The sequence below is a fragment of the Winogradskyella ouciana genome (assembly GCF_965284585.1).
GTDB lineage: Bacteria > Bacteroidota > Bacteroidia > Flavobacteriales > Flavobacteriaceae > Winogradskyella > Winogradskyella ouciana.
Map to the genome: position 1 here is coordinate 2095387 of NZ_OZ260095.1, position 24412 is coordinate 2119798.

The 24412-nt window shown below is 33.9% G+C and carries 24 protein-coding genes; 9 read left to right on the top strand and 15 right to left on the bottom strand.

What is annotated here, in order from left to right; all coding sequences use genetic code 11:
- Positions 1 to 28: 28 nt before the first annotated feature.
- A complete protein-coding gene (locus ACQ65V_RS09230) occupies positions 29 to 535 on the top strand; it encodes a hypothetical protein (protein WP_430467673.1) in 507 nt (168 codons plus the stop codon).
- Here the strand turns inward: ACQ65V_RS09230 and ACQ65V_RS09235 are convergent.
- Positions 532 to 729 (bottom strand): Lacal_2735 family protein, encoded by a 198-nt coding sequence (locus ACQ65V_RS09235; RefSeq protein WP_162306997.1) that lies wholly within the window; start codon positions 727 to 729, stop codon positions 532 to 534. The genes ACQ65V_RS09230 and ACQ65V_RS09235 overlap by 4 nt on opposite strands.
- Before the next feature lie 81 nt (positions 730 to 810).
- Positions 811 to 1515: a DUF4197 domain-containing protein gene (locus ACQ65V_RS09240; protein ID WP_430467674.1), complete on the bottom strand. Its 705-nt coding sequence runs from the start codon at positions 1513 to 1515 to the stop codon at positions 811 to 813.
- A gap of 39 nt (positions 1516 to 1554) precedes the next feature.
- Between ACQ65V_RS09240 and ACQ65V_RS09245 the strand changes: the two genes are divergently transcribed.
- Positions 1555 to 2523, top strand: a complete 969-nt coding sequence (locus ACQ65V_RS09245) for an MBL fold metallo-hydrolase (protein ID WP_430467675.1) — start codon at positions 1555 to 1557, stop codon at positions 2521 to 2523.
- Between the two features lie 2 nt (positions 2524 to 2525).
- Here ACQ65V_RS09245 and purU read toward each other — a convergent pair whose 3' ends face one another.
- On the bottom strand, positions 2526 to 3380 hold the full coding sequence (gene purU, locus ACQ65V_RS09250; RefSeq protein ID WP_273290931.1) for a formyltetrahydrofolate deformylase: 855 nt from the start codon (positions 3378 to 3380) through the stop codon (positions 2526 to 2528).
- Positions 3381 to 3524: 144 nt separating this feature from the next.
- Here purU and ACQ65V_RS09255 point away from each other — a divergent pair, with 144 nt between their 5' ends.
- The 4 genes from ACQ65V_RS09255 to ACQ65V_RS09270 all read left to right on the top strand — a co-directional run bounded on the left by ACQ65V_RS09255 (position 3525) and on the right by ACQ65V_RS09270 (position 9828).
- Positions 3525 to 6944: a methylmalonyl-CoA mutase family protein gene (locus tag ACQ65V_RS09255; protein ID WP_430467676.1), complete on the top strand. Its 3420-nt coding sequence runs from the start codon at positions 3525 to 3527 to the stop codon at positions 6942 to 6944.
- 33 nt (positions 6945 to 6977) lie between these two features.
- Positions 6978 to 8330: an AAA family ATPase gene (locus tag ACQ65V_RS09260; RefSeq protein ID WP_430467677.1), complete on the top strand. Its 1353-nt coding sequence runs from the start codon at positions 6978 to 6980 to the stop codon at positions 8328 to 8330.
- A 3-nt stretch (positions 8331 to 8333) separates the two neighbouring features.
- Positions 8334 to 8876: a hypothetical protein gene (locus ACQ65V_RS09265; RefSeq protein ID WP_430467678.1), complete on the top strand. Its 543-nt coding sequence runs from the start codon at positions 8334 to 8336 to the stop codon at positions 8874 to 8876.
- Positions 8877 to 9216: 340 nt separating this feature from the next.
- Positions 9217 to 9828 carry a DEAD/DEAH box helicase gene (locus tag ACQ65V_RS09270; protein ID WP_430467679.1) on the top strand — a complete coding sequence of 204 codons (612 nt, stop codon included), beginning with the start codon at positions 9217 to 9219 and terminating at the stop codon, positions 9826 to 9828.
- A 2-nt stretch (positions 9829 to 9830) separates the two neighbouring features.
- Here ACQ65V_RS09270 and ACQ65V_RS09275 read toward each other — a convergent pair whose 3' ends face one another.
- Positions 9831 to 10226 carry a hypothetical protein gene (locus ACQ65V_RS09275; RefSeq protein ID WP_155090289.1) on the bottom strand — a complete coding sequence of 132 codons (396 nt, stop codon included), beginning with the start codon at positions 10224 to 10226 and terminating at the stop codon, positions 9831 to 9833.
- Positions 10227 to 10342: 116 nt separating this feature from the next.
- Between ACQ65V_RS09275 and ACQ65V_RS09280 the strand changes: the two genes are divergently transcribed.
- Positions 10343 to 10786, top strand: a complete 444-nt coding sequence (locus ACQ65V_RS09280) for an Lrp/AsnC family transcriptional regulator (protein WP_430467680.1) — start codon at positions 10343 to 10345, stop codon at positions 10784 to 10786.
- An 18-nt stretch (positions 10787 to 10804) separates the two neighbouring features.
- On the opposite strand, the gene ACQ65V_RS09285 is transcribed toward ACQ65V_RS09280, so the two are convergent.
- From ACQ65V_RS09285 to ACQ65V_RS09295, 3 genes are read right to left on the bottom strand one after another with little or no spacing between them, the layout of a single operon-like run.
- Complete coding sequence (locus tag ACQ65V_RS09285; RefSeq protein WP_430467681.1) at positions 10805 to 11551, bottom strand: DJ-1/PfpI family protein; 747 nt, start codon at positions 11549 to 11551, stop codon at positions 10805 to 10807.
- Positions 11552 to 11593: 42 nt separating this feature from the next.
- Positions 11594 to 11971 (bottom strand): VOC family protein, encoded by a 378-nt coding sequence (locus tag ACQ65V_RS09290; RefSeq protein WP_430467682.1) that lies wholly within the window; start codon positions 11969 to 11971, stop codon positions 11594 to 11596.
- Complete coding sequence (locus ACQ65V_RS09295; protein ID WP_430467683.1) at positions 11972 to 13183, bottom strand: MFS transporter; 1212 nt, start codon at positions 13181 to 13183, stop codon at positions 11972 to 11974. It lies immediately after the preceding gene.
- 233 nt (positions 13184 to 13416) lie between these two features.
- Here ACQ65V_RS09295 and ACQ65V_RS09300 point away from each other — a divergent pair, with 233 nt between their 5' ends.
- Positions 13417 to 14016 carry a DUF1684 domain-containing protein gene (locus ACQ65V_RS09300; protein ID WP_430467684.1) on the top strand — a complete coding sequence of 200 codons (600 nt, stop codon included), beginning with the start codon at positions 13417 to 13419 and terminating at the stop codon, positions 14014 to 14016.
- A 65-nt stretch (positions 14017 to 14081) separates the two neighbouring features.
- Here the strand turns inward: ACQ65V_RS09300 and crcB are convergent, their stop codons facing one another.
- The gene (gene crcB, locus ACQ65V_RS09305; protein ID WP_430467685.1) at positions 14082 to 14447 is read right to left on the bottom strand and encodes a fluoride efflux transporter CrcB; all 366 of its coding nucleotides are present in this window, start codon (positions 14445 to 14447) and stop codon (positions 14082 to 14084) included.
- On the bottom strand, positions 14448 to 15464 hold the full coding sequence (locus ACQ65V_RS09310) for an SRPBCC family protein (protein WP_430467686.1): 1017 nt from the start codon (positions 15462 to 15464) through the stop codon (positions 14448 to 14450).
- Between the two features lie 96 nt (positions 15465 to 15560).
- On the opposite strand from ACQ65V_RS09310, the gene ACQ65V_RS09315 reads away from it, so the two are divergent.
- On the top strand, positions 15561 to 17594 hold the full coding sequence (locus tag ACQ65V_RS09315; protein WP_430467687.1) for a dipeptidyl-peptidase 3 family protein: 2034 nt from the start codon (positions 15561 to 15563) through the stop codon (positions 17592 to 17594).
- Positions 17595 to 17668: 74 nt separating this feature from the next.
- On the opposite strand, the gene ACQ65V_RS09320 is transcribed toward ACQ65V_RS09315, so the two are convergent.
- The 6 genes from ACQ65V_RS09320 to ACQ65V_RS09345 form a co-directional block, all read right to left on the bottom strand.
- Complete coding sequence (locus ACQ65V_RS09320; protein ID WP_412561381.1) at positions 17669 to 18463, bottom strand: hypothetical protein; 795 nt, start codon at positions 18461 to 18463, stop codon at positions 17669 to 17671.
- Between the two features lie 60 nt (positions 18464 to 18523).
- The gene (locus ACQ65V_RS09325) at positions 18524 to 19312 is read right to left on the bottom strand and encodes a prolipoprotein diacylglyceryl transferase (protein ID WP_430467688.1); all 789 of its coding nucleotides are present in this window, start codon (positions 19310 to 19312) and stop codon (positions 18524 to 18526) included.
- Between the two features lie 2 nt (positions 19313 to 19314).
- Positions 19315 to 20193, bottom strand: coding sequence for a hypothetical protein (locus ACQ65V_RS09330; protein ID WP_430467689.1), 879 nt, complete (start codon positions 20191 to 20193; stop codon positions 19315 to 19317).
- 4 nt (positions 20194 to 20197) lie between these two features.
- Entirely contained in the window at positions 20198 to 21850 is a 1653-nt protein-coding gene (locus tag ACQ65V_RS09335) for a C1 family peptidase (protein ID WP_430467690.1), read from the bottom strand.
- A gap of 105 nt (positions 21851 to 21955) precedes the next feature.
- A complete protein-coding gene (locus tag ACQ65V_RS09340; RefSeq protein WP_430467691.1) occupies positions 21956 to 22576 on the bottom strand; it encodes a response regulator in 621 nt (206 codons plus the stop codon).
- Positions 22573 to 24408: a sensor histidine kinase gene (locus tag ACQ65V_RS09345; RefSeq protein ID WP_430467692.1), complete on the bottom strand. Its 1836-nt coding sequence runs from the start codon at positions 24406 to 24408 to the stop codon at positions 22573 to 22575. The genes ACQ65V_RS09340 and ACQ65V_RS09345 overlap by 4 nt, the downstream gene beginning before the upstream one ends.
- Positions 24409 to 24412 lie beyond the last annotated feature (4 nt).

Below are 24412 nucleotides of genomic sequence, written 5' to 3' on the forward strand. Positions count from 1 at the left end.
TTAATAACTTAGTTGAAATAATATTAACATGAAAAAGCTCATAACCCTAACTACTGCACTAGTGTTTTCACTAGTAATGATTGCTCAAAATACGCCTTGTGTTTGTTGTACTGATAAACATTCAGAATTCGATTTTTGGATTGGCACTTGGGAGGTAACAAATCCAGATGGAACCAAAGCTGGTGAAAATGTAATTGAGAAAGTTCAGGATAAATGTGTATTACAAGAAAACTGGACGAGTGCATCACCTGGTTATACAGGCACAAGCAACAACTTCTATAATTACAAGACCAAGCAATGGGAACAAATTTGGGTGGACAACAAAGGACAAAGTTTACACCTAAAAGGTAATAAGGTCGGAAATCAAATGATAATGAGAACTAATGATGAGACCAATGCTGAAGGAAAAACTTTTTTTCACCGTGTGACTTGGACAGATAATAAAGATGGAACCGTAAGGCAATTATGGGAAACCATTACCGAAGGATCTGAAACCACAATTGCATTTGACGGCTTGTATAAAAGAAAAGACTAATTGGCTTTTAGTTTAGAATCTCTAAGCATAAATTTAAGCTTATTGATTTTGTTGAGGACTTTAGTGGCTTGGTATTCAGAAAAATCACTTAAAGCATGGTCGGTTTGCCTAAGATTATAGGCATCTTCAATTAGCTGCTTGTATTGCTGCTTTAGTTTTGTCTTTTTTTGGAGCAATCGATCTAAATTGGCCACTTCGATTGGTTTATTAATTAAGTCTTTAAATTAATAAATAAAATAACACGAAACCATAATTTTAATCAAAAGAGCAACAAATTAATCTTGTAGAGCAAAAACTTTCTTCAACAAATCCGTTGTTCTCGAAGACACTTTGTTTCTAATTTCTTTCTCTTCAACCGCGATCATGGTATATACACCTTCTAGGGCTTCTGACGTTACGTAATCGGTAAGATCTGGATTAACATCATTGGTTAACGGAAGGTTATTGTACTTAGTAATGAGATTTGTCCAGATTTGATCAGCACCAACTTTGCTGAACGAATTATTGATTACTGGTTTAAATTTGTTGTAGAGTTGAGTTTGTGTTTTTAATGTTAAGTATTCTGTTGCGGCATCATCTTCTCCTAAAAGAATATTTTTTGCATCATTGAATGTAATGTCCTTTACTGCATTTACAAATATAGGAGTTGCTTCCATAACGGCATCTTCAGCAGCTCTGTTAAGTGCTTTTATACCGCTATCTGCTAAACTGCTCAGCCCAACTGCGCGTAATGCATCATCAACTTTCTGCAATTCTTCTGGCAATAAAATCTTAACGAGTTCATTTTTATAGAAACCATCTTTTTGAATCAATTTTGTGACTTGTTTATCGATTCCAAAATCCAGTGCTTGTCGTAATCCTGCAGCCATATCGGCATTGCTAATTTCACCACTTTCTGGTAGTTTATTTATAACATCCTGTAGTTCTGCACAAGCAGTCAAGTTAAAAATTATAAGAAGAGCAAAAATCCTTTTTATCATGGCTTTAAGTTTTATCTTTAACAAAGATATATGTTACACATGAAAACGTTTCAATATTCAAGCCTAATATTATTTCTTTTGGTATTTGCGTGCCACCAAAAACCGGAAGAAAACATTGAGGTTGGGAGTAAGGCCATAAAGATAAAATCACAACAGTACATTACTGTTTTGGGTGTAGCCCAAGATGCAGGTTTTCCTCAGATTAATTGTGAAAAAAAATGCTGTATGGCCTTTTCTAGTGGTAAAGAATCAAAGAAACTTGTATCGTGTTTGGGTCTAGTGGATATAGAGTTCAATAAAAAATGGCTATTTGATGCAACTCCAGATATTACAGAACAAACCCAGATTTTAAAAGAAAAGCATTTAGATAATGGCAAATTAATTGACGGCATTTTTCTAACCCATGCACATATTGGCCATTATACAGGGCTAATGCAGTTTGGCCGTGAAGCTATGGGAGCTAAAAATATCCCTATCTATACCATGACTAAAATGAAAACCTATTTAGAAACCAATGGACCTTGGAACCAGTTGGTAAAACTAAATAATATTGAGTTGAAGCCCTTAAAAGCTGACTCGACTGTAAACCTGAACAGCAAATTAAAAGTTACGCCTATACAAGTGCCACATCGAGATGAATACTCCGAAACGGTAGGTTATAAAATAGAGGGTAAAAACAAATCCGCATTGTTCATTCCAGATATTGACAAATGGCATAAGTGGAATAAAAACATTGTAGAAGAAGTTAAGAAAGTGGATTATGCTTTTTTGGACGCTTCATTTTTTAACAATGGTGAATTAGAAAGAGATATGAGCGAAATTCCACATCCATTTATCACCGAAACAACGACATTGTTTGAGGACGAGACAATGGAAACTAAGCAGAAAGTACATTTCATCCACTTTAATCATACTAATCCAGCATTAAAAGACCAAAATAGATTAAAGGATAGTATTCGGAATTTGGGCTTTAGATTCGCAAAACGCGGAGATAATTTTGATTTATAGACTCAAGAAAAAATAACAGTTTTGTTATTAAACACCATTACTTTCCTGTTGGCATGAAGCTTTATCGCATTAGAAAGCACAATCTTTTCCAAATCACGCCCTTTTGCAATTAAATCTTTTATGGAGTACGAATGAGATACGTGAGCAACATCTTGTTCTATAATTGGGCCAGCGTCTAATTCTTCAGTGATGTAATGGCTAGTGGCTCCAATAATTTTCACACCCCTTTTATATGCTGAATGGTAGGGCTTGGCGCCTACAAAAGCTGGTAAAAACGAATGATGAATATTGATTATCTTATTTGGAAATTTATCAATTAAAAGATTTGAAACTATTTGCATATATCGGGCCAAAACGATAAAATCCACCTTATGGGATTCTAGCAATTCTAGTTGCTTAAATTCAGCCTTTTGTTTGGTGGCTTTTGTAACTGGGACATGGAAAAAAGGAATTTTGAAACTTTTAGCAATAGGCTCTAAGTCATTATGATTACTTAAAATAAAGGGAATCTCCAGATTAAGCTCACCAGAATTGTATCTGCCTAAGATATCATACAAGCAATGGTCATACTTGGATACAAACAATGCCATTCTTGGCTTTCTGTCCGCTAAATACATGCGCCATTTTAAGTTGAATTTATCTACTAGAGCATTCTTAAATAATTCTTTAAAACTTTCAATAGAAAAAGAACTGGAATTAAACTCACATTCAAGACGCATAAAAAATATATTCTGCTCTCTATCTACGTGTTGATCTATATATACAATGTTGCCATTGTTCAATGCCATGAAATTAGTGACAGAAGCTATGATGCCTGGTTGATCCTTACAGTGAATTAATAAAGTAATTTTATGCATATCCTCTAACTTAATATGTTTGTAAATTAGGGTAAAATACTAAGTTTTGTTGATGCTTTTTAAGATTTAGATAATTACCAATTAATGCTTAGATTTTTTGAATATTCCGTAAATTTGCACCTCAAATAAGCTAGATTTTTACGAATGGAACAAGTCACGCCATATAAGCCAAAACATAAAGTTAGAATAGTTACCGCCGCATCACTTTTTGATGGACACGATGCTGCAATTAATATAATGCGCCGTATAATCCAGTCTACAGGTGTGGAGGTGATACACTTAGGTCATGATAGAAGTGTAGAGGAGGTCGTTAATACGGCCATTCAAGAAGATGCTAATGCTATAGCCATGACATCTTACCAAGGTGGGCATAATGAATACTTTAAATATATGTACGATTTGCTTCAGGAAAAAGGAGCGGGTCATATAAAAATCTTCGGTGGAGGAGGTGGAGTGATTCTTCCTGAGGAAATCAAAGAGTTAATGGATTATGGAATCACCAGAATCTATTCTCCAGATGACGGTAGAGAAATGGGCTTACAAGGCATGATTAATGATTTGGTAAAACAATCTGATTTCGCCATAGGTGATCAGCTCAATGGAGAAGTGAAAGTTTTACATAAGAAAAATCCAAAAGACATTGCACGTGTAATTTCTTCGGCTGAAAATTTCCCTGATGTTGCAAAAAACGCTCTTGAAACTATTCATGCTAAAAACAAGAATTCCAAAACACCAGTTTTAGGAATCACGGGAACAGGAGGAGCAGGGAAGTCGTCATTAGTTGACGAATTAGTAAGACGTTTTCTTATAGATTTTCCAGAGAAAACAGTTGGATTGGTGTCTGTGGATCCTTCAAAACGAAAAACAGGTGGAGCATTATTGGGAGATAGAATCCGTATGAATGCGATTAACTCACCAAGGGTTTATATGCGCAGTTTGGCAACACGTCAATCTAACTTGGCACTATCTAAGTATGTCAACGAAGCTGTTGAGGTTTTAAAAGCTGCTGAATACGATTTAATAATCTTAGAAACTTCTGGTATCGGGCAATCAGACACCGAAATTTTAGAACACAGTGATGTATCGCTTTATGTTATGACTCCAGAATTTGGTGCAGCGACGCAACTTGAAAAAATTGATATGCTCGATTTTGCTGATTTGGTGGCCATTAACAAATTCGACAAGCGCGGTGCTTTGGATGCGCTTCGTGATGTGAAGAAACAATACATGCGTAACCATAACATGTGGCACGCAGATCCTGATACTATGCCGGTTTTTGGAACCATTGCTTCCCAGTTTAATGATCCAGGAATGAATACGCTTTATAAAGCGATAATGGATAAGCTGGTAGAAAAAACAGAAGCAGATTTAAAATCGACGTTTGAGATTTCTAAGGAAATGAGCGAAAAGATTTTTGTCATTCCACCTGCACGTACACGTTACTTATCTGAAATAGCTGAGAATAATCGGGCTTATGATAAAACTGCTGATGCTCAGGTTGAGGTTGCTCAGAAATTGTATGGTATTTATAAAACTTTAGAATCTGTAACAGGTGTCATGCTGAGCTTGTCGAAGCATGGTTTAGAAGGTGAGAGCCTTCAACAGCCTCAGACTGACAATAACCAAGATTTTGTAAAGCTTTTATTGGCCGAATTTGACCGCGTTAAGTTGAATCTAGACCCATACAACTGGGAAATCATTACCGGTTGGGACGAAAAAGTCAATCGGTATAAAGATCCTGTCTATACTTTTAAAGTAAGAGACAAAGAAATAAAGATAGAAACACATACCAAATCCTTATCACATTCCGATATTCCAAAAGTAGCGTTGCCTAAATATGAAGCTTGGGGAGATATTCTACGATGGTGTTTACAGGAAAATGTTCCAGGTGAATTTCCTTATACTGCAGGATTATATCCATTTAAAAGAACAGGTGAAGATCCAACCAGAATGTTTGCAGGTGAAGGTGGACCAGAACGTACTAACAGACGTTTCCATTACGTAAGTATGGGATTGCCAGCAAAACGACTATCCACGGCTTTTGATTCTGTAACCCTTTATGGAAACGATCCAGATTACAGACCAGATATCTATGGAAAGATTGGTAATGCAGGTGTAAGTATTTGCTGTTTAGATGATGCTAAGAAACTATATTCAGGTTTTAATTTAGCTGATGCCATGACGTCAGTAAGTATGACGATTAATGGACCAGCGCCAATGTTGTTAGGTTTCTTTATGAATGCCGCTATTGACCAACAATGCGAGATTTACATCAAAGAAAACGGTCTTGAAAAAGAGGTAGAACAAAAGATCGAAAAACTCTATAAAGGCAAAACGAGACCAAGTTATAATGGTGAAATTCCTGAAGGTAACGATGGATTAGGGTTAATGCTTTTAGGTGTTACAGGTGACCAAGTGTTGCCAAAAGATGTTTATGAAGACATTAAAACGAAAACCATTGCTCAAGTAAGAGGAACGGTTCAAGCAGATATCTTAAAAGAAGATCAGGCACAAAATACCTGTATTTTCTCTACGGAATTTGCCTTGCGTTTAATGGGAGACGTTCAAGAATATTTTATTGAGAATGGAGTCCGAAATTTTTATTCGGTATCTATTTCAGGGTATCATATTGCTGAAGCTGGTGCTAATCCGATTTCGCAACTGGCATTTACACTCGCGAATGGATTTACTTATGTGGAGTATTACTTAAGTAGAGGCATGGATATTAATAAGTTTGGACCCAACTTATCCTTCTTCTTTTCAAATGGTATCGATCCAGAATATGCTGTTATTGGTCGTGTAGCGCGTAAGATTTGGGCGAAAGCACTTAAACATAAGTATGGTGCCAATCCTAGAGCTCAGATGTTGAAATATCACATTCAGACTTCCGGACGTAGTTTACATGCTCAGGAAATTGATTTTAACGACATAAGAACAACGCTTCAGGCACTATATGCGATATACGATAACTGTAATTCATTGCATACCAATGCTTATGACGAAGCTATTACTACACCAACTGAAGAATCGGTTCGTAGAGCAATGGCAATACAATTAATCATTAATAAAGAATTGGGCTTAGCTAAGAACGAAAATCCAATTCAAGGCTCGTTTATTATTGAAGAATTAACCGATTTGGTAGAGGAGGCCGTACTGGCAGAATTCGATAGAATTACAGAACGTGGTGGTGTATTAGGAGCCATGGAGACCATGTACCAACGATCTAAAATACAGGAAGAGAGTTTGTATTACGAAACTTTGAAGCACAATGGTGAATTTCCGATTATTGGTGTAAATACTTTCTTAAGTAGTAAGGGGTCTCCAACAGTTCAGCCGGCTGAGGTGATTAGAGCAACTGAAGAAGAAAAAGAGTTTCAGATCAAGACTTTAGAGCATTTACACAAGGCTCATGACACAGATGAGTTGCTAAGAGAATTACAACATAAAGCCATCAATAACAAAAATATTTTTGAAACTTTGATGGAAGTTTGTAAAGTCTGTTCTCTGGGTCAGATTACATCTGCATTATTTGAAGTTGGAGGACAGTATCGTAGGAATATGTAGAATGTTGATTATATTTGAATTCATAAACTTTGTATGAAAGCAAAACTTAGAGTTAAAAATTTCGGACCAATAGCCGAAGTAAATTTAGATTTAAGAAACGTAAATGTTATAATTGGATCTCAGGCTAGTGGAAAAAGTACATTAGCCAAACTTTACGCTCTTTGTAAATCACCTTCTAGTTTTATAACGGATGATAGTAGAGAATATCAAGAATTTAGACTCTATTATGAGCGTAATGAGATTAAAAATATAGAATCAATAAGGTTCAAAGAAGCCTTGAAAGAATTGAATATTCTTTCTTTTCTTAATTCTAAATCATATATTGAATATGACTCTAGTATTCATTATTTTAAATATAGTAATGGAAAAATATCATTTAACTGGAAATTAAGTTTTGATAGAAGCGAAATAAATACTATTGATGATCTATATAATTTTATAAGTGAGTATGGTAAGCTAAATACTTTCTTCAATTATATGATGGCACTGGATGTTTATGAAAAAATTAACCCAGATAAGTCGTCAAAAAATAATGATCACGTATCTGAGGCTATTAGATTGGTTAATGAACATGACCTTTTAAAGTATATAAAAAAAAATAAATTAGATTTTGATTTTTTAAAGAAGACTATCAGATCTAATTTTAGATATTGTGAGCTTAAATTATTAGATAAAACTTTATATATACCCGCAGAGAGAATAATAGCTCCAATAATTAAAGGTGCTTCTTTAAATCTGCAAAAGAATAAAGTCCCTATTCCAAGTCATATTTTGAATTTCGCTGCTGAATATGAGAATGCTCAAATTGATGTATTAGATTTGAGTTTTTTAGGTGTAGATTCTAGATATAAAAATGTTAATGGAATTGACAAGATATATCTTTCTAAAAGAAAAAGTCTTCTTCTAAGTGAGGCAGCGACTGGATTTCAAAGTATTGTGCCATTAATTCTTACTGTCTTAAGCCATAGTGATAAATATGGATACTCGAATCCTTCATTTGTAATCGAAGAACCAGAGATTAGTTTATACCCAAAAGCCCAATATGAATTAATCAAGTATTTAGAAAGTAAAAGGAAAGATGGTTCCTTAGATACTACTTATATCCATACTTACACGACTCATAGTCCTTATGTTTTGGCCTCTTTTAATAATATGCTTTATGCTTATAAAAGACATAAAGAGTTAGGCGAAAGTAAGAATCATGAATTAAGTAAAATTATGCCTAAGAGCAATTGGCTAAATCCAGAAAATTTTAATGCATACAGTTTGAAGAACGGTAAAGCTGTAAAAATTTTTAATAGAAAAGTTGGTCTTATAGATGATAACATTATCGATGATGTAACTGATTATATGAATGACGATTTTGATAGAATAATGTCACTTTAAGATATGATAGATCAATTAACGGAAGCTTTTGGTATATGTAAAAATGCAAATTGTGAATGTAATATAAATTTATTCTACGAATCAACTTCCGAGTCTGAGATATTCATATACGATGAGGACACTATTGGTAAGGAACTCCCCTCAAGTATGGTGAATTCAGATAGTTATAATCAAATAAAGTTGGTTAATGAAGAAGAAAAAGATATTATTTTTATAAAGATAGATCAATGTCTAATAATTGATAACAAAATTCGAAAGTGTGACTGTGCAATAATTAATCAAGATAACTTCATTTTTATTGAGATTAAGGATGTTAAAACAAAGCAGAGGAAAATTGCTAGAAAAGAAGCTATTGCACAATTAACATCCACAATTGAATTATTTCTAGATAAAATAGATTTTACTAATTTACAGTTATTTGCAGTTATTGGTTTTAAAACTCTTCGGCCGTATGTAGTTCAACCAAGCAAGAATACTCAAAGGGCAATTTTTAAGTCAAAATATAACATTGAACTTCAAGAAGGGAGTCAAATCGTTTTGTCTTAGTTTTTTAACTCAGTTTGCATCTTTTTCGTAATTCTATCGTCTATTAGGTGAACCTTAAAATTTAAAAATTATGAAAGCCAATAAAGAATGTCAATGTAATTGTGAACCATGTAATAATGGAAGGTGTATGGACTGTACATGTAACAAATGCACTTGTGCAAATTGCAATTGCTAATAGTTAAAACAGCACAAGGGATTATGGATTGTTTTAGCTATACAATGAATGACGAAGGCCATCTTGTTGGCGAACTTCAAGAAAAAGAAGACTGTAAGGTGTGCCAATAATAATATCTTTGCATAATCTAGTAAATAAACTATTTGCTATTGTATTATTGCACTTATGTCTTTCAAGAAACTTCATCCATTATTAAAAGAAGCATTGCAAAATGTTGGTTTAGAAACTTCAAATCCGTTTCAAAAAAAAGTATTGCCTACATTAAAAGGTGGTACTGACGCATACATCATTGCGCCAAAAGGAAGTGGTAAAACCACAGCACTTATTATTGCTACAATCCATAAATTGAAAGCCACAGCTTTTGAGGACTCACCAAGAGCGATTATTGTTGTAGAGGATAAGGTTAAGGCATTAATGTTAAAAGAAGAATTCGAAAGATTTACAAAAAATACTGATCTAAGAATTTATACCCTTTATGATGAGTATGATATAGAAAAGCAAAAAACAGAAATTTATCCAGGGCAAGATATTGTAATTGCAACTCCAGCGCGATTAAGTAAACTCTATTTCTTAAATGGCATTCATTTAGGAGAAATACAATTATTTGCTATTGAGGATGCGGATTTCTTAGGGAGAAACAATGCCTATAATCATATTTTAAGACTATCAGAAAGTCTGAGTAAATGTCAGTATGTAATTATTGCAGATGAAATGAATTCTCGTATTAAGAATTACCAGAATGCGTTTATGCATAACGCACAACAGGTTAAGCCATAGTCTTAAAGTGTCAACATCCAACTACGCTGTAGTTTTCTAAACGTTTTAAGTTCACCTTTAAGAATTGGTAAATAATCTTTTCCGTTACTTTTAGAACGCTCTAAGCGTCTACAATTACTGTATAATTTTGAAGTCAAACGATCTAAGCTTTCTAAATGTTTGTGTTTTTTATCAGAATAGCGTTCGCGCTCCGCATTGATAATTTCCGGAGCTAGATTGGTCGATTGCTGAACAATATCACCAGAGAAATAAATATCATTATCCTCAGTACCATCTTCATTTAAATAGCATAAATCCTGATTTAAATAGGTAGAAATACTTCGAGACAACATAATAATGTCCATCGCCTTTTTATATATAGGCAAATCCGAAAGATGTGATGGTAGGTTATAATTCATTTTTCAATAGCAATTGTTACGAATTTACGGAGTAGAATTGATATTTTAATTTAATATTTAAAGTAAAATAGTATATTTACTTTAAAATTTAGTTAATTATTGGTTAATTTCTTTAAATGAGTATAGATAGCTTAAATTGGAAGATATTAAAGTGTCTTCAGCAGAATGCGCGTATGTCTAATGCAGAGATTGGAAGACGTGTTGGGATAAGCTCACCAGCTGTAAGTGAGCGTATTAAAAAGATGGAGGATGCCGAAATTATACAAGGATACACCACCTTTGTTTCGCCTTTTGAAGCTGGTTATCAATTAAAGGCGCTTATTACGCTACGTGCATTTATGGGAATGCTAAAACCGTTTCTGGAAAAAGTAAAAACCTATGATGAAGTCGTCAATTGCTATCGGATTACAGGCAACGAAAACATAGTCATGGAAGTGGTCCTTAAAAACCAAAAGCATCTTGAGACTTTTATAGACCAACTGATTTCTTATGGTGAAACCAAAACTCAAATTGTGTTATCGCACGTTGTTAAACACAGTGAGGTAAAACCGTTAAAATAAATGGATTTGATAATTAGACTATTCGATTATTAGATGTGGTACGTTCTTTAAATCCCAATCAATAACCAATCCTTTTGCTAATGACTCAGCAATATCCTTTCCGTAAAGGTGTTCGCTTAAATACAATGCGGCTTCAAACGATTTTGCCCCTCCTGCTGAGGTGATATATTTGCCATCATGAACAAATAGTACATCCTTTCTAATATCTAATTTAGGAAACATGTCTCGCATTTGGTCAATATCACTTGGAAAAGTCGTAGAAACTACATTATCTAATAATCCTGCTTTGGCGAGTACAAAAGCCCCATCGCAATGCGAAGTTATAAATTGTGCTTCTCTGTCAACTTTTCTAATAAAATCGAGCATTACTTCATCTTCCAAATCGGTATCTAAATGATGTTCTGCACTTGGCACAACCAGAATATCAATTTTTGGAAGTGAATCTTTTGTATAATTAAAATCTGGAAGTATTCTCATGCCTTCAAAAGATGTAATGGGCTCATCTGTATTGGCAACGGTAAAGACATTCATGGCTTTAATACTGTCTCTAAATATGGTATGTTGAAAGATATCAAAAGGTGCCGTGAGTTCTGTGTTATAAACGCCATCCATGATTAGAAAAGCGACATTGTAACGATTGGGATCTAACTTCGGGAATTCCTTAGTTTTACTTTCATTTCTATTGTTGTCGAAAGGGCTTACTTTATTGGAATCATTACAACTTACAACTATAAAAAAGGTGAAAAAGAATATTATATTTTTCATTTTATAAATTTTAGATGCTGAAACTAGTTCAGCATGACAAAATTAATCAACTCTCCAAGGCGGATTCTTCCGATGCTCACCAGCATTGAAAATTGTTAATCGATTCCCATCTGGATCATTCAAATTTATATCTGTCCAAAGCCAAGGTTGTTCCGTAATTTCAGTATTAAAAATAACACCTTTTTCTTTAAGTTGAGAGACGGTTTGTGATAAATCATTTACTTCAAAATAAATGGTAATACCTTCTCCTACAGGCAGTTTTTCAACCTTATGAATCGAAAATGTGCTATCTCCTTCAGGGCATTCAAACCTTACATACCTTGGTAAGGCATCAACGATTAAATGCAGTCCTAGTTTTTTGTAAAATTCGGTCGCCCTAATTACATCCAATGACGGAATTGTGATTTGATTTAAGTTCATCTATTTATTATGTTTTATTCTATTATGCAGCCAATAAGATAATGCTATTGCCAATATACCATAACCCGCTGTGACCAACCAATTGATCTGATAGCCATAGTAATCTATAACGGTCAACCCTATTTTTGGACTAAAAATATGCGCAATGGAAAATGACATGGCATACATCGCCATATAGCTACCTTCTAAACCATCTTTTGCACGTTGCAGTGCAAATTTATTGGTATAAGGGAATCCTAGCATTTCGCTCAAGGTCATTAATACAATACTGATAATCAATATTCCTATCCAAAAATTTTGATACAGTACTAAAAAGCTCAATGTTAATAATAAACACGACATTATGATATGTTTTGTCACCGGAATTAATCGCTTCTCTAGATAATTGAGTAATGGCATTTCAAAAATTACAATTATGGCTACGTTTAAAAACAAGAGGATTCCAATTTTAAATTCATCGAGATGAAATACTTCATTATAATACAATGGTAATGCTGTAAAAAGCTGAAAAAACGCCATCCCAAATAGAAAACAAATAACAGAATGTATCCAAAATGATACATCTTTATATACGGCGTTGTTGTCCAAGTTTTGATGTATCTCTTGTGTTTCTGATGGTTTTATAGTTGTCTCTTTTACCAAGTAATTGAATAGCAGTATTGCAATAATACAGGTTAAACCATCAATCCAAAATATAAGGTTATAACCCTTTAAAACAATTAACAAACCTGCCAGTGTAGGACCAATTCCCATACCAGCGTTTATTGCCAATCTTATTAACCCAACAGACCTAGTTTGATTTTCTGGTTTACTGTATGCTTTTATAGCAACAAAAACCGCTGGTCTAAAACTATCTGCAATAGACATTGTCACCAATATACCAAAGCACAAGCCCCAAAATGAGGATATGAATTGCAACCCTATAAAGCTCAGGCCTGTAATGAACAAACTATATACCATCACTTTATAGAAACCGATGATATCCGTTAGTTTTCCACCAAGCCACGAACCAATTACAGAGCCAATTCCGAAGAAAACAAATATCCAACTGATTTCAATATTGGTAAAACCTAAATCATTTTTAAGGTAGAGCGAAAGAAACGGTATCACCATAGTACCAGCCCTATTAACAAGGCTTATAAGCGATAGATACCAAATCTCTTTTGAGAGATCCCTAAAAGATTCTATATAATTAAAATAAAGCTTTTTCATTTTGGTCGTTGTATAAATGTAAAAAGTCCGACGGTATCGTCGGACTTTTAAATATTGTTTAATAGTATATAAATATAGCTACAATAGATAATGCATCCGAATGTTTTCCGAAGAAATCATGGTTCTCTGTTTTGTATATCTATTGACGCGTAACATTGTTTTACTTTGTTTAGTAACTCAAAGCTACAATAAAATTCTATAAGTTGTATTTTTGAACTTTAAAATAATTACAGATGAAGAATTTTCTTTTACTTTTTTTAATGGTGTTTTCTGTTGGTTGTGCACAAGACAAACACATGCTAAATGAAGAAACCGATTGGCAGAAAAAAATGAATGCCGATTTTAAGGATGCTTCAAAATCACCTCTTAAAGATAAGGACAGAAAGAAATTTACAGGTCTTGATTTTTATAAATTTGATTCTACTTATGTGGTAACAGCCAAACTAAAACGCACTCCTGATTCCGAATGGTTTAATATGAAAACAACAACGGATAGAGTTTCTAAAGAACGCGTTTTTGGAATAATAACCTTTGAAATTGAAGGTGAGACATTTCAGCTGAATGTGTACCAAGGTAAGGAGTTAATGCAGAAAGATGCATATAGAGACTATTTATTCTTACCATTTTTAGATGATACCAATGGAAATTCTAGTTATCCAGGTGGAAGATATATTGATTTAAGGATTCCTGATGGAGATACAATAATAATTGACTTTAATACATCCTATAATCCTTATTGCGCTTATAATGAAAAATATTCTTGCCCTATTGTACCCAGGGAAAATTATCTAGCCACAGAGGTTAAAGCTGGTGTTAAGGCGTTTAAAAAGTAGCTTTTTGATGTGTTATTTAGGGGTTTATGCGTTTATCCGAGGAATTTCCTTATCCATTCCAGTAATTACTTAACCACATACAACCCAGCAAATACAGCCAAAAACCCAACGACAAAACTCGCTATGGTATACATCGCAAAACTGGTAAAGTCACCAGATTTTAATAGTACATGGTTTTCGTAAGCAAAAGTAGAAAAGGTGGTAAAGCCACCACAAAATCCAGTTGCCAATAATAAGGTTTGATTAGAAGTCAGTGTGTCATTTTTGGCAGCCAGTCCTAGAATAATTCCAATGAGTAAACTACCAACAATATTTGCTGCAAATGTACCATAAGGCAAACCAGAATCGGGATTATTTAGCCATTTGCCAACAACATAACGCAACACACTGCCAAAACCGCCACCGATAAAAACTAAAACCAGTTGCTTCATCTATTCTTTTAATGGAATATAAATTACGGTTTCCCAATCCGCAGGATTAGGATAATTTCCAGGATCTGTCGTATAGATTTCAAAAGGCTTGTGCTCTGACTGCTCTAAGTTATTTTCTGCCAAATGTTTCATGGTCGCTTCCCAAGCCTTTGGCAGGTTGGTGTAGTTTCCTGTTAAAGTAGTTTTAAGTACTTTCATTTTTGGAATAAAATCAATAGAAACATCAGAATCTGCAGGAATATTGATGCGCTCTTTTACAGGAATACCATTGCTCATAATGACATTTTCTGAAGTCATATCATTGTAAACCGTTAAAGGCATTCCAGATTGTGTGAGTCCGTTCAGACCCATAAATTGCAAAATAGCTCCAAAATTTTGACCCATTTTTACGCTTATATTTTGCGAATTGGCATTTGTAGTTTTATAGAGATAGAAGCCTCCGCCGTATTCGGTAACGCCATTGATTTCTATATTAAAACGTTTCATATCTTCTTGGATAACACTATCTAGCATTGTTAAACCTCGCTCGTAATGCGGTCCGATTTGGTTTTCCATTCCTCCCATTAATGTAGAAAAAGCCTTAAACCCAAATGGTAAATCTTTTCCTGAAATGGTCCAAGTAACGTCAGTTGTACCATCATCATTTTGCTTTAAATTCCAAGTAACATCATTTTTCGGAAAATCACCAAATTGCATCTCTTGAGTTATGGAAGAGTGTGGTGTTGCTTCTAAAGTTTTCATAGTGCCAATGCCGTCTTCATCTTCCCAAGAGTAAGAGCCACCAACACCTTTGGTTTGTTCTGAGAGCATAATTTTTGTTTCAGGATTTTCTTCAACCCAAGAATTCCAAGATTCCCAATTCTTAAAATCAATGATATTATTATACACAACAGCTTGAGGAGCGTTTATTGTTTTGGATCTAGAAACTTCAAAGGAATTAGGTTGCACAGCAATATAAATTGAAAACCCAATAATTAAGACGAGCAATAGTAATAAGACGTATTTGAGTGCCTTCATTTTTTAGTTTGATTTAGTAGTTTCCCAAAGATACTAATTTTATGATATGTGATATATATATTACATTTGTGAGAATTCACTAAAAACTAACTATAAATGAATCTAAAATCAATATTTGCAATTTGTTTAATTGCAGTGTTTACATTGTCTTGTAAAGATGATGCTAAAGAAAAGGATGGAGCCAAGGAGAATGCCGAGGCTAAATTCAATTATAATGTAGAGCAGTTTGCTGACATTAAAATTCTTCGTTATCAGATACCAGGATGGGAAAACCTTAGCCTAGACCAACAAAAATTAGTGTATTATTTATCTGAAGCAGGTTTGGCTGGTCGCGATATTATGTGGGACCAAAACTACAGACACAACCTTAAGATTAGAAAGGCTTTAGAGAATGTATATACAAATTACAAAGGCGATAAATCTGCAAAGGATTGGAAAGCCTTTGAAACTTATCTAAAACGCGTTTGGTTTAGTAACGGTATTCATCATCACTATTCTAACGATAAGCTAAAGCCAGAATTTGATAGGGATTATCTTAATGAGTTGTTTTTAGCGACCAACACAAAATTAGATGGTGAGGCTTTCGATGTTATCTTCAATGATAAGGACATGAAAAAAGTGAACCAGGCCAAAGGTGTGGATAATGTAGCACTATCTGCAGTTAATTTCTATGGGCCTAATGTCACTAATGCAGATGTAGAAAAATTTTATAAGAATAAAAAATCCCCAGACCCAGATAGACCATTGGCATATGGTATAAATACCAAATTGGTAAAGGAAAACGGAGAAGTAAAAGAATTGGTTTATAAGTCTGGAGGATTATATGGCTCAGCGATTGATGAAATTGTAAAATGGTTGGAGAAAGCCCAAGGAGTTGCTGAGAACAAAGCCCAAGGTGATGCTATTGGTTTGTTAATTCAATATTACAAAACAGGCGATTTACAAACTTGGGATGATTATAACGTAGCTTGGACTAAAGCTACTGCAGGAAATGTGGATTACATCAATAGTTTTATTGAGGTTTATAACGATCCATTAGGCTATACAGGTTCTTATGAAACTATCGTTCAGATTAATGATTTTGATATGTCTCAAAAAATGAAGGTGTTATCAGACAATGCACAATGGTTTGAAGATAACTCACCACTTATGGATGCGCACAAAAAAGATAGTGTTGTTGGTGTAACTTATAAAGTTGTCACTGTTGCAGCTGAAGCTGGTGATGCGTCTCCAAGTACTCCAATAGGTGTTAACTTACCAAATTCTAACTGGATAAGAAAAGAAGTAGGAAGTAAATCTGTTTCGCTTGGAAACATCATTAATGCATACAATAATGCTGGTAGTGGAGGACGATTAAAAGAGTTCGTTCATGATGATGAAGAGTTAAAACTAGAAGAAGAACATGGTCAACTTGCAGATAAGTTGCATACGGCTTTACATGAGGTTATTGGTCATGCATCTGGTCAATTAAATCCTGGAGTTGGTGAGACCAAAGAGACCTTAAAAAATTATGCTTCTACGTTAGAAGAAGGTAGAGCTGATTTAGTTGGCTTATACTATTTATACAGTCCAAAATTAGAGGAACTCGGTTTAGTTGAAGATTGGAAATCTGTGGGTAAAGCTGCTTTTGATGGTTATATTAGAAATGGATTGATGACACAATTAATTCGTTTAAATCTTGGTGACGATGTTGAAGAAGCACATATGCGTAATCGTCAATGGGTAAGTGCTTGGGCTTACGAAAGAGGAAAAGCCGATAATGTGATTGAAAAAGTAACTAGAGATGGTAAGACGTATTTTAACATCAATGATTACGATAAGCTAAGAGAAATTTTTGGTGAGTTGTTAAGAGAGACCCAGCGTATAAAGTCTGAAGGTGACTATGCTGCTGTAGAAGCTTTGGTAGAAGGTTATGGTGTTAAGGTAGACCAGGCAATACATGCTGAAGTTTTAGAGCGTAACAAGCAATTTACATCTGCTCCATATAGCGGGTTTGTAAATCCGATGATTATGCCAGCTAAGGATGCTGATGGTAATATTACAGCATTTAAAATTGAACAACCTACAGGTTTCCCTGAGCAAATGTTAGAGTACAGTAAAAAGTACAGTCATTTGCCAGAAGTGAATTAATAAGAAGAAAGCAATTAAAAAAAGAGCAGTTAATTAACTGCTCTTTTTTTTTGTCTATTAAATTTCGAGATATTCTAACGCTTATATTTATTGAGAATCCATTCTGTATAAGCTTCAGAATGCACAAACTTATAAATGTCCATAGCTTTTACATCTTCAATAGTTTGTGGAGCCAAACTTTCAACTTTAAATCCGCTAAATGTGCTACTGTTTCTGTTTTCAGTATTTTCTTCAACAAAAAATATAAATGAACCTCTACTATAATTGCCTTGATCTCCAGCATAAAAGTTATTGTTATAGCTATGCTCTGGGATTGTTCTTCCTTTGTTAGCATTCATATTAACTGAATAATAACCTGGAGTAGCAAGCTGAAAGATTGTAGCTGTAAAACCATTAGAGTTCATAGGTATAGTTGGTGTGGGCATACTATTGAGTTGAAATGTCCCATTAAGTTCAGGATATGGAGAACCAGAAACATTTAATTTTGCATCAGTAGCAGTTGGTGGCGCACTCGCGCCAAGATCGCATTCGGTTTCAGCAAATTGATTGTAAACCTTGGTAGCCATCTGTATAACATCACCTACCAAGAGTCCTTGACTCGGAGGATTTTCATAATTAAAATATTCTCCGGTGCGTTGATTGAAAAATAATTCGTTTACAGCTTGTATGGCTTGTCCTGTACTTGCATCAATAATCGGGCTTCCGTTTTGGTCAAATGCCTCAGCTATGCGTGGTATGGTTAGATCTGCAAGTTCTAATAAATGACAAGGATCCGGATGACAAGAAAGACTTGTTGTTGTGCCAAAAACTGATAAGATTGAGATAATGATAATTAGGGCGGTCTTCTTTAAAGTTGCTAGAGTTTTCATAATATATTTATTTACATTTAATGCTAAACTATTGGAAATCTCAAGGTGATACTATACCCATTAACGGGTAAATTTTAGACGTTTTGAATTAATCAAAAGTAAAGTAGCTGACAGAAAAATTAGTGACAACGCTATGAGTTGAGAATGAGAAAGAAAACCATTGAAAACATAACCACGCTGATCTCCCCTAAGATATTCTAGTAAAAAGCGCCAGACAGCATAGGACAATACGTAAAATGTAAAGACTGTTCCATCATTTTTACTTTTTAACAGCTTTAAGAGTAAAACAAGTAATAAGACGATAAAAATGGATTCATAGAGTTGTGTTGGATGAACCGTTGCGATAGAATTTTCAGGAAATTGAACCCCAAAGATAGAATCCGTAGGTTTTCCATAACAACAGCCTGCCAAAAAACAGCCAAGTCTTCCGGCCGAATGCACAATTGCTGTTACAATAGCTATTAAATCTAAATACTTCAATACAGGTAGTTTTTTCTTCTTAAGCACCAATACTACTGTGAATAGGCAGAATAAAAACGATCCATAGAATACAAAACCACTAGAACTATAGAATTCTATAGATAAAACCTTATCCAAGTAACTAGAAGTATCATCTAAAACTAAAAATGTTTTCCCTCCTAAATATGCCATTACGATGATAAGCAATACAAAATTCAGCTTTAAATTAATAGAACCAATATATTTGCTTTGAGCATAAATAAAATAGCGATACGCTACTATACTTCCAATTAATATGCAGAACGGATAACTATAAATTGTTATAGTATTAATAGAAAATAAACTATTAATAAACTCTGGTAAATTTAGCTGAAACAATTCTGGGTACATATCTAATTTTCTTGAGCTATACTATTAGTTTTAGGTCTTTTTAATAGAAAAAAACTGCCGTCAAAGTTTAAATCTTTACTGAAGTCCAATTCAATAAAACTTGTTTTTCCCATAAACTTTGTATTGTTAAACAAGATGTCTTTATGCTTGTTATTGTTGATGGAAAAAGAATTGCTGAAAGATGAATGACTGAGGTCTAGAGTGCCGAAAAATTCTGAGAAATCATAAAATGAATTTCCACGATGTTGAGTCAAGGAAAAATCAGCATACTTATAAAATTTACTGGAGCTAAACTGGGCATCAGAGTTAAAAATACTACTTTGAAAACTTACATTTTCAGAGAACGTAGTATCCATAAAATTGGCTTTCTGATTGAAGAAGCTATTTTGAAAGCGCACTTGTTTTTCAAAAGAACTCCAATTAAAAAATGCGTTTAAATTAAATGATGATTCTTCAAAATTAACTGTACTGAAGAATTCGGATTTAGTAAAATTACATTGCCCTAAAAATTTACTTGCCCTAAAGCTTACGGTATCCATAAACTTACATTCAATAAAGCTGACATGACCCCAAAAACTTGTAATGTTATGTGCATTATCAACAGAGTTTTTATATGCTAATACAGGTTTTTTGAAAACACAGTTGATAAAGGTGATATCATATTTTATACTTGTGTTGTAAAGTGCTTTGCCAATTAGTATTTTATCTGCGAAGCTTGTAAAATCCAGCTCATTGTCAAAAGTTTTACCTTCAATAGATATTGAGGTTTTGTTTTCTGATAAGGTTTCAAAATTGCCAGCCTTATTAGAACTTGAGGGATTGGATTTACAAGATGCAGTCATGGCAATAAGTAGTATTAAAGAATATTTACTGAGTTTCATAGCACTAATTTTTATTACCAAATAGCTTCGTATTATTTTCAGACAAGTAGCTGTTTAATTTATTCTGAAATGCTCCACTATTAAATTCTACTTTCAATAAATTTGAAATTTCATCTTGTGTATAAGCATTGTTAAAATCTTTGGTAGCAATCCTACTTCTATAGCCTTCTTTTAGTTTAGATTCTGACACAGTTTCAGAATTCTGAAATGAAAAGCTAGAAGTGTCATTTTCTGAGTCTCTAGACACTTGCCCATTTATAAAAAGTACTGGTGTTAGTGATGGGTAAAAGAAATTGTTAGACTCATCTATCTCCTGAAACATGTCATTAGCATCTGTAATTAATAGCAAATAATAATATCCATTTAAATTTGGTATTATGTACTGTCTATTAATATCAGGTTGACCAAATACGGTTTGTGTAAAGTTGCCACCTGGTGGTATGGAATAGTTGAAAATACAGTTATCTGTAGTTGGGCAATTAAAACTATTGGAACCTACACTGGTATTAAACTCGTCATAGAATAAAATACCATAGTCATTTGCGTTATACGCATTAAAATATATGTAAGCATTAGACCAATTTGTTGATGGATTAGCAGTAGAATTTCCGATATTATATATATTGAAATAGAGCTCTCTATAATTACCTGAAACATAATTGTCTTGAAACACCCATGAGGCCAAATCCACACCAGTATCACCAGTATTACTATCATCTGGTGGGCTGGTATTGCCATCTTCATTGACTGCTATAAATAGTGGTTTTTGATCACCTGGTGTTGTAACAAATTCTGAAATAAAGAAATTATAGTCTATCCAAATATAGCCACCGTTCCCCCAGCCATTTCCCCAAGAATTAATGACTTTAAACGCGCCATTTGCACCTTTTGAGTTATCATAACCAGAGACTACCATGGCATGGTATGCGTGCTGACCAACATTATTATAAGATGTATTGGACGATAGTACAGCACTGCTGTTCCAGGTTATAAAATTATCGGAAAGTTTAGCCCCAAAGACCACAGGTATATTATTTGCGATATTTTGTTTTATAGCGGTAATACTTGGATCTATTTTTCTCCAGTATTTAATTCTATTGTTGTTGGCTTCATTGGTCCAACTCGATTGAAGATTAGATTGAGAACAACCGTTTAAAGCATAGTAAGGAACGGTTTGTGCAGTTGCGACACCTCGCTGTTGCAAAACATCAAAAGCAGAATCGAAATTTGTGCCATTACAATTAGAACCTTTTTGAGAATTAGGAATAGCAGTGAATAAATCCTTGGCGCTAAATTGATTGAAATCCTGATTTAAGTCAGAGAAAGAGAGGTTATTATCAATGGCATTTAAAGCTGTTTTTAAATTGTAGCCAACTGCCCATGCCACACAAGTACCGTAGTTACCTTGATTTCCTATAGGTGGAAATTTATCAGTAATATCTGCAGCATTAGGTAAATTACCGTTTCCAAAACCATAATTTGGAGTTGTTGGTGTTGTGCTGAGGTTATCCTCACCGTTGTATCCCAAAAAGTATTCGGAGTCCGTATTTTCATTATTTACTTCATCATCTGGGCAATCAGTGCAACAACTGGTAAATAAAACTAAACTGAATAATGTAATTACTAGAGGTTTGGTAAAGTGTTTTGCAGTTCTCATAATTATTGATATTAAATATTATGATCAAATATATTTTATAGGTAGACATAAAAAAATCCCCAATACTGGGGATTTTTCAAGAAAATTTATCAAATAGTAGGTGAATTAGAACTTATACTTCTTTTCCAAGGCATAACGCATCAACTCACCTTTGCCATGCAATCCTAGAATTCGAATCATATTCTTACGATGTGTATCTACTGTATGAACTCCAATAAAAAGTTCGTCAGCAATTTCACGCGATGTTTTACCTTGGGCTATAAGGCCTAAAATTTCAATTTGTCTTTTGGTAAGAACGCCTTTCCCCTTTTCGTTGCTGTTGTTTTCTGCTTCTACTTTAATATTTGAATCAAAATAGGTATTGCCTTTATAAACTGAGCGTACTGCTTTTAATACTTCTTCCAAAGGCGAATTTTTTAAGAGGTAACCAGAGGCACCTGCATCTAACATTTGCTGTATTGCGTCTGTTTGGTCAAACATAGTGAAGCCTAGGACTTTTGTATGTGGAAACTCATTTATAATCTGCCTTGTGGCCGAAATACCGTCAACTTTGGGCATTCTTATATCCGTAATAACAACATTGGGTTGCTTTAACCTCACCAAATCTATCAGTGCCTCACCATCATTTGCAGTACCGATGATTTCAATATCTTCTTCATATTCCAATAATAATTTAATACCATCGATAAGGGATTGGTGATCTTCTGCTATGACTAATCGTATCATAATGGTATGTCTATTATTACGGTTGTTCCTTTATTTTTCTCTGACTCAATAGTCAGTTTACCATCTAAATGTTCAATACGCTTGTCAATACTACTAATGCCCATGCCTTTATTGGTTTTGGTAATTTGGCTTGGATTAAAGCCTTTACCATTATCCTCTACCATAATGTTGATACTGTCTTCGTGATTGGTCAAATGTACAGTTGCTTCTGTAGCATCTGCATGTTTTATAACATTGGTAATCAATTCTTGTATAACCCTGAATATGGTGAGCTCTAAACTGTTTTCTAAGCGATTATCGAGACCATGATCAAGGACCTCAATTTGTATTTTATTGGAGGCAGAAATTTTATCAGCCATATTCTGTACAGCTTTTAAAAGGCCTTGTTTAGCAATAACTCCTGAGTTTTTTGCATGTGCCACAGAACGCACTTTTTGATACGCTTCTTCAATTAGTGAATTGGTTTTATCAAATAGTTCTGGTGAATCTTTATCTTTTAGTGCATTAAAATGCAATTTTACGGTAGCCATAAGCCCACCCAAATCGTCATGCAAATCATTGGCAATGCGTTGGCGTTCTTTTTCCTGGCCTTCTATCATGGCATCAATAGCTGTTAACTCTTGCTCTTTTAAAACAGTGGCTAACTTTTGGGATTCTATTTCTTTTTGTTGCTCGGCGAGTTTTTGTTTGCGTTTGGTGTTTTTGAATAATAGGAAGGCGATAATACTTCCTAAGGCTAGGCTACCTCCTAGACCTATGGCTATGTTTTGGTTTTTTGTTTTCTGTTTTTCTAAAACTAGGTTTTGCTTTTCTTTTTCAGCAGTTTGATATTTGACATTAATTTCATTGATTTTTTCAGCTTTATTATATTCATTTAAAGTGTCTGAATATTTATTGCTTAAGGCTAAATAATGTAATGCTTCTTCCCAATTATTTCTGAATTTTGCATTATCCGATAAAACTTCATTAATTTTTACTTTTTCTACGTATCGATATTTGGGAATATCCAGAGAATCTGCTTTTAAAAAGTAATATTTTGCAGTATTATAATCCTTGTCTACTTGGTAAATCAAGCCGAGATTTCCATAAATTCCAAAAAGTTCATTCTGAAATTTTTTGTAAGGCTTACTTTCTAACCAAGTTTTGGCTTCGTTATAATATTTTAGAGATGAGTCTCTTTCTTTTCTAAAAAAATCATATTGAACACCAATCATCTGGTTAATCTTGCCTTTTAAAAAATTATTTGAGGTCTGATTTGCGATTTTCAATGCAATTTTTAATGAATCAATTTGTTCTAATCTATGCGCACTCCCTTGGTAATTATATTTATGAAATCTATAAGTTGCTAATTCGTTATTATCATAAAGATAGTCTTTATATATAGCCAGATAATTAGGATAAGCTTCTAAGGATTGTCGACTTTTGAATAGTTGAAACAATATTTTCTTAGAGGATTCTGTTACCAGAATTGTATCTGATTTGTTAAGTGCTTTTGTTAACGCTTTGGAATAATAATCGAAGGCAAGCGAATCATCGGGAGTCTGCTTAAAAAGATTGAAGTCTCCTTTTAGGATATCATATAAAATTGTATCTCTAAAGGTTAGATTTGTTGTTGGATACTTGAATACTGTATTGTCAACTACATTATTCTTTATGAGTTCTATTTGTTTCTTGAGATAGTAAATTTCAACATCAGTTATTTTACCATTGCTAGTTTCAACTCCGTCTAGCTGATCATACTTTATTTTTTGAATTTGTTTAACAAAGTTCTGAGCACCAATAGTATTGATGCCCAGAAATAAGATTGTATTTAATAGTAAATAATGTTTCAACGTC

Bases quoted from the DNA above. Each gene is read 5' to 3' on its own strand.
- ACQ65V_RS09230 (WP_430467673.1), top strand. From the start codon at position 29: ATGAAAAAGCTCATAACCCTAACTACTGCACTAGTGTTTTCACTAGTA.
- ACQ65V_RS09240 (WP_430467674.1), bottom strand. From the start codon at position 1,515: ATGATAAAAAGGATTTTTGCTCTTCTTATAATTTTTAACTTGACTGCT.
- ACQ65V_RS09245 (WP_430467675.1), top strand. From the start codon at position 1,555: ATGAAAACGTTTCAATATTCAAGCCTAATATTATTTCTTTTGGTATTT.
- purU (WP_273290931.1), bottom strand. From the start codon at position 3,380: ATGCATAAAATTACTTTATTAATTCACTGTAAGGATCAACCAGGCATC.
- ACQ65V_RS09255 (WP_430467676.1), top strand. From the start codon at position 3,525: ATGGAACAAGTCACGCCATATAAGCCAAAACATAAAGTTAGAATAGTT.
- ACQ65V_RS09260 (WP_430467677.1), top strand. From the start codon at position 6,978: ATGAAAGCAAAACTTAGAGTTAAAAATTTCGGACCAATAGCCGAAGTA.
- ACQ65V_RS09265 (WP_430467678.1), top strand. From the start codon at position 8,334: ATGATAGATCAATTAACGGAAGCTTTTGGTATATGTAAAAATGCAAAT.
- ACQ65V_RS09270 (WP_430467679.1), top strand. From the start codon at position 9,217: ATGTCTTTCAAGAAACTTCATCCATTATTAAAAGAAGCATTGCAAAAT.
- ACQ65V_RS09275 (WP_155090289.1), bottom strand. From the start codon at position 10,226: ATGAATTATAACCTACCATCACATCTTTCGGATTTGCCTATATATAAA.
- ACQ65V_RS09280 (WP_430467680.1), top strand. From the start codon at position 10,343: ATGAGTATAGATAGCTTAAATTGGAAGATATTAAAGTGTCTTCAGCAG.
- ACQ65V_RS09285 (WP_430467681.1), bottom strand. From the start codon at position 11,551: ATGAAAAATATAATATTCTTTTTCACCTTTTTTATAGTTGTAAGTTGT.
- ACQ65V_RS09290 (WP_430467682.1), bottom strand. From the start codon at position 11,971: ATGAACTTAAATCAAATCACAATTCCGTCATTGGATGTAATTAGGGCG.
- ACQ65V_RS09295 (WP_430467683.1), bottom strand. From the start codon at position 13,183: ATGAAAAAGCTTTATTTTAATTATATAGAATCTTTTAGGGATCTCTCA.
- ACQ65V_RS09300 (WP_430467684.1), top strand. From the start codon at position 13,417: ATGAAGAATTTTCTTTTACTTTTTTTAATGGTGTTTTCTGTTGGTTGT.
- crcB (WP_430467685.1), bottom strand. From the start codon at position 14,447: ATGAAGCAACTGGTTTTAGTTTTTATCGGTGGCGGTTTTGGCAGTGTG.
- ACQ65V_RS09310 (WP_430467686.1), bottom strand. From the start codon at position 15,464: ATGAAGGCACTCAAATACGTCTTATTACTATTGCTCGTCTTAATTATT.
- ACQ65V_RS09315 (WP_430467687.1), top strand. From the start codon at position 15,561: ATGAATCTAAAATCAATATTTGCAATTTGTTTAATTGCAGTGTTTACA.
- ACQ65V_RS09320 (WP_412561381.1), bottom strand. From the start codon at position 18,463: ATGAAAACTCTAGCAACTTTAAAGAAGACCGCCCTAATTATCATTATC.
- ACQ65V_RS09325 (WP_430467688.1), bottom strand. From the start codon at position 19,312: ATGTACCCAGAATTGTTTCAGCTAAATTTACCAGAGTTTATTAATAGT.
- ACQ65V_RS09330 (WP_430467689.1), bottom strand. From the start codon at position 20,193: ATGAAACTCAGTAAATATTCTTTAATACTACTTATTGCCATGACTGCA.
- ACQ65V_RS09335 (WP_430467690.1), bottom strand. From the start codon at position 21,850: ATGAGAACTGCAAAACACTTTACCAAACCTCTAGTAATTACATTATTC.
- ACQ65V_RS09340 (WP_430467691.1), bottom strand. From the start codon at position 22,576: ATGATACGATTAGTCATAGCAGAAGATCACCAATCCCTTATCGATGGT.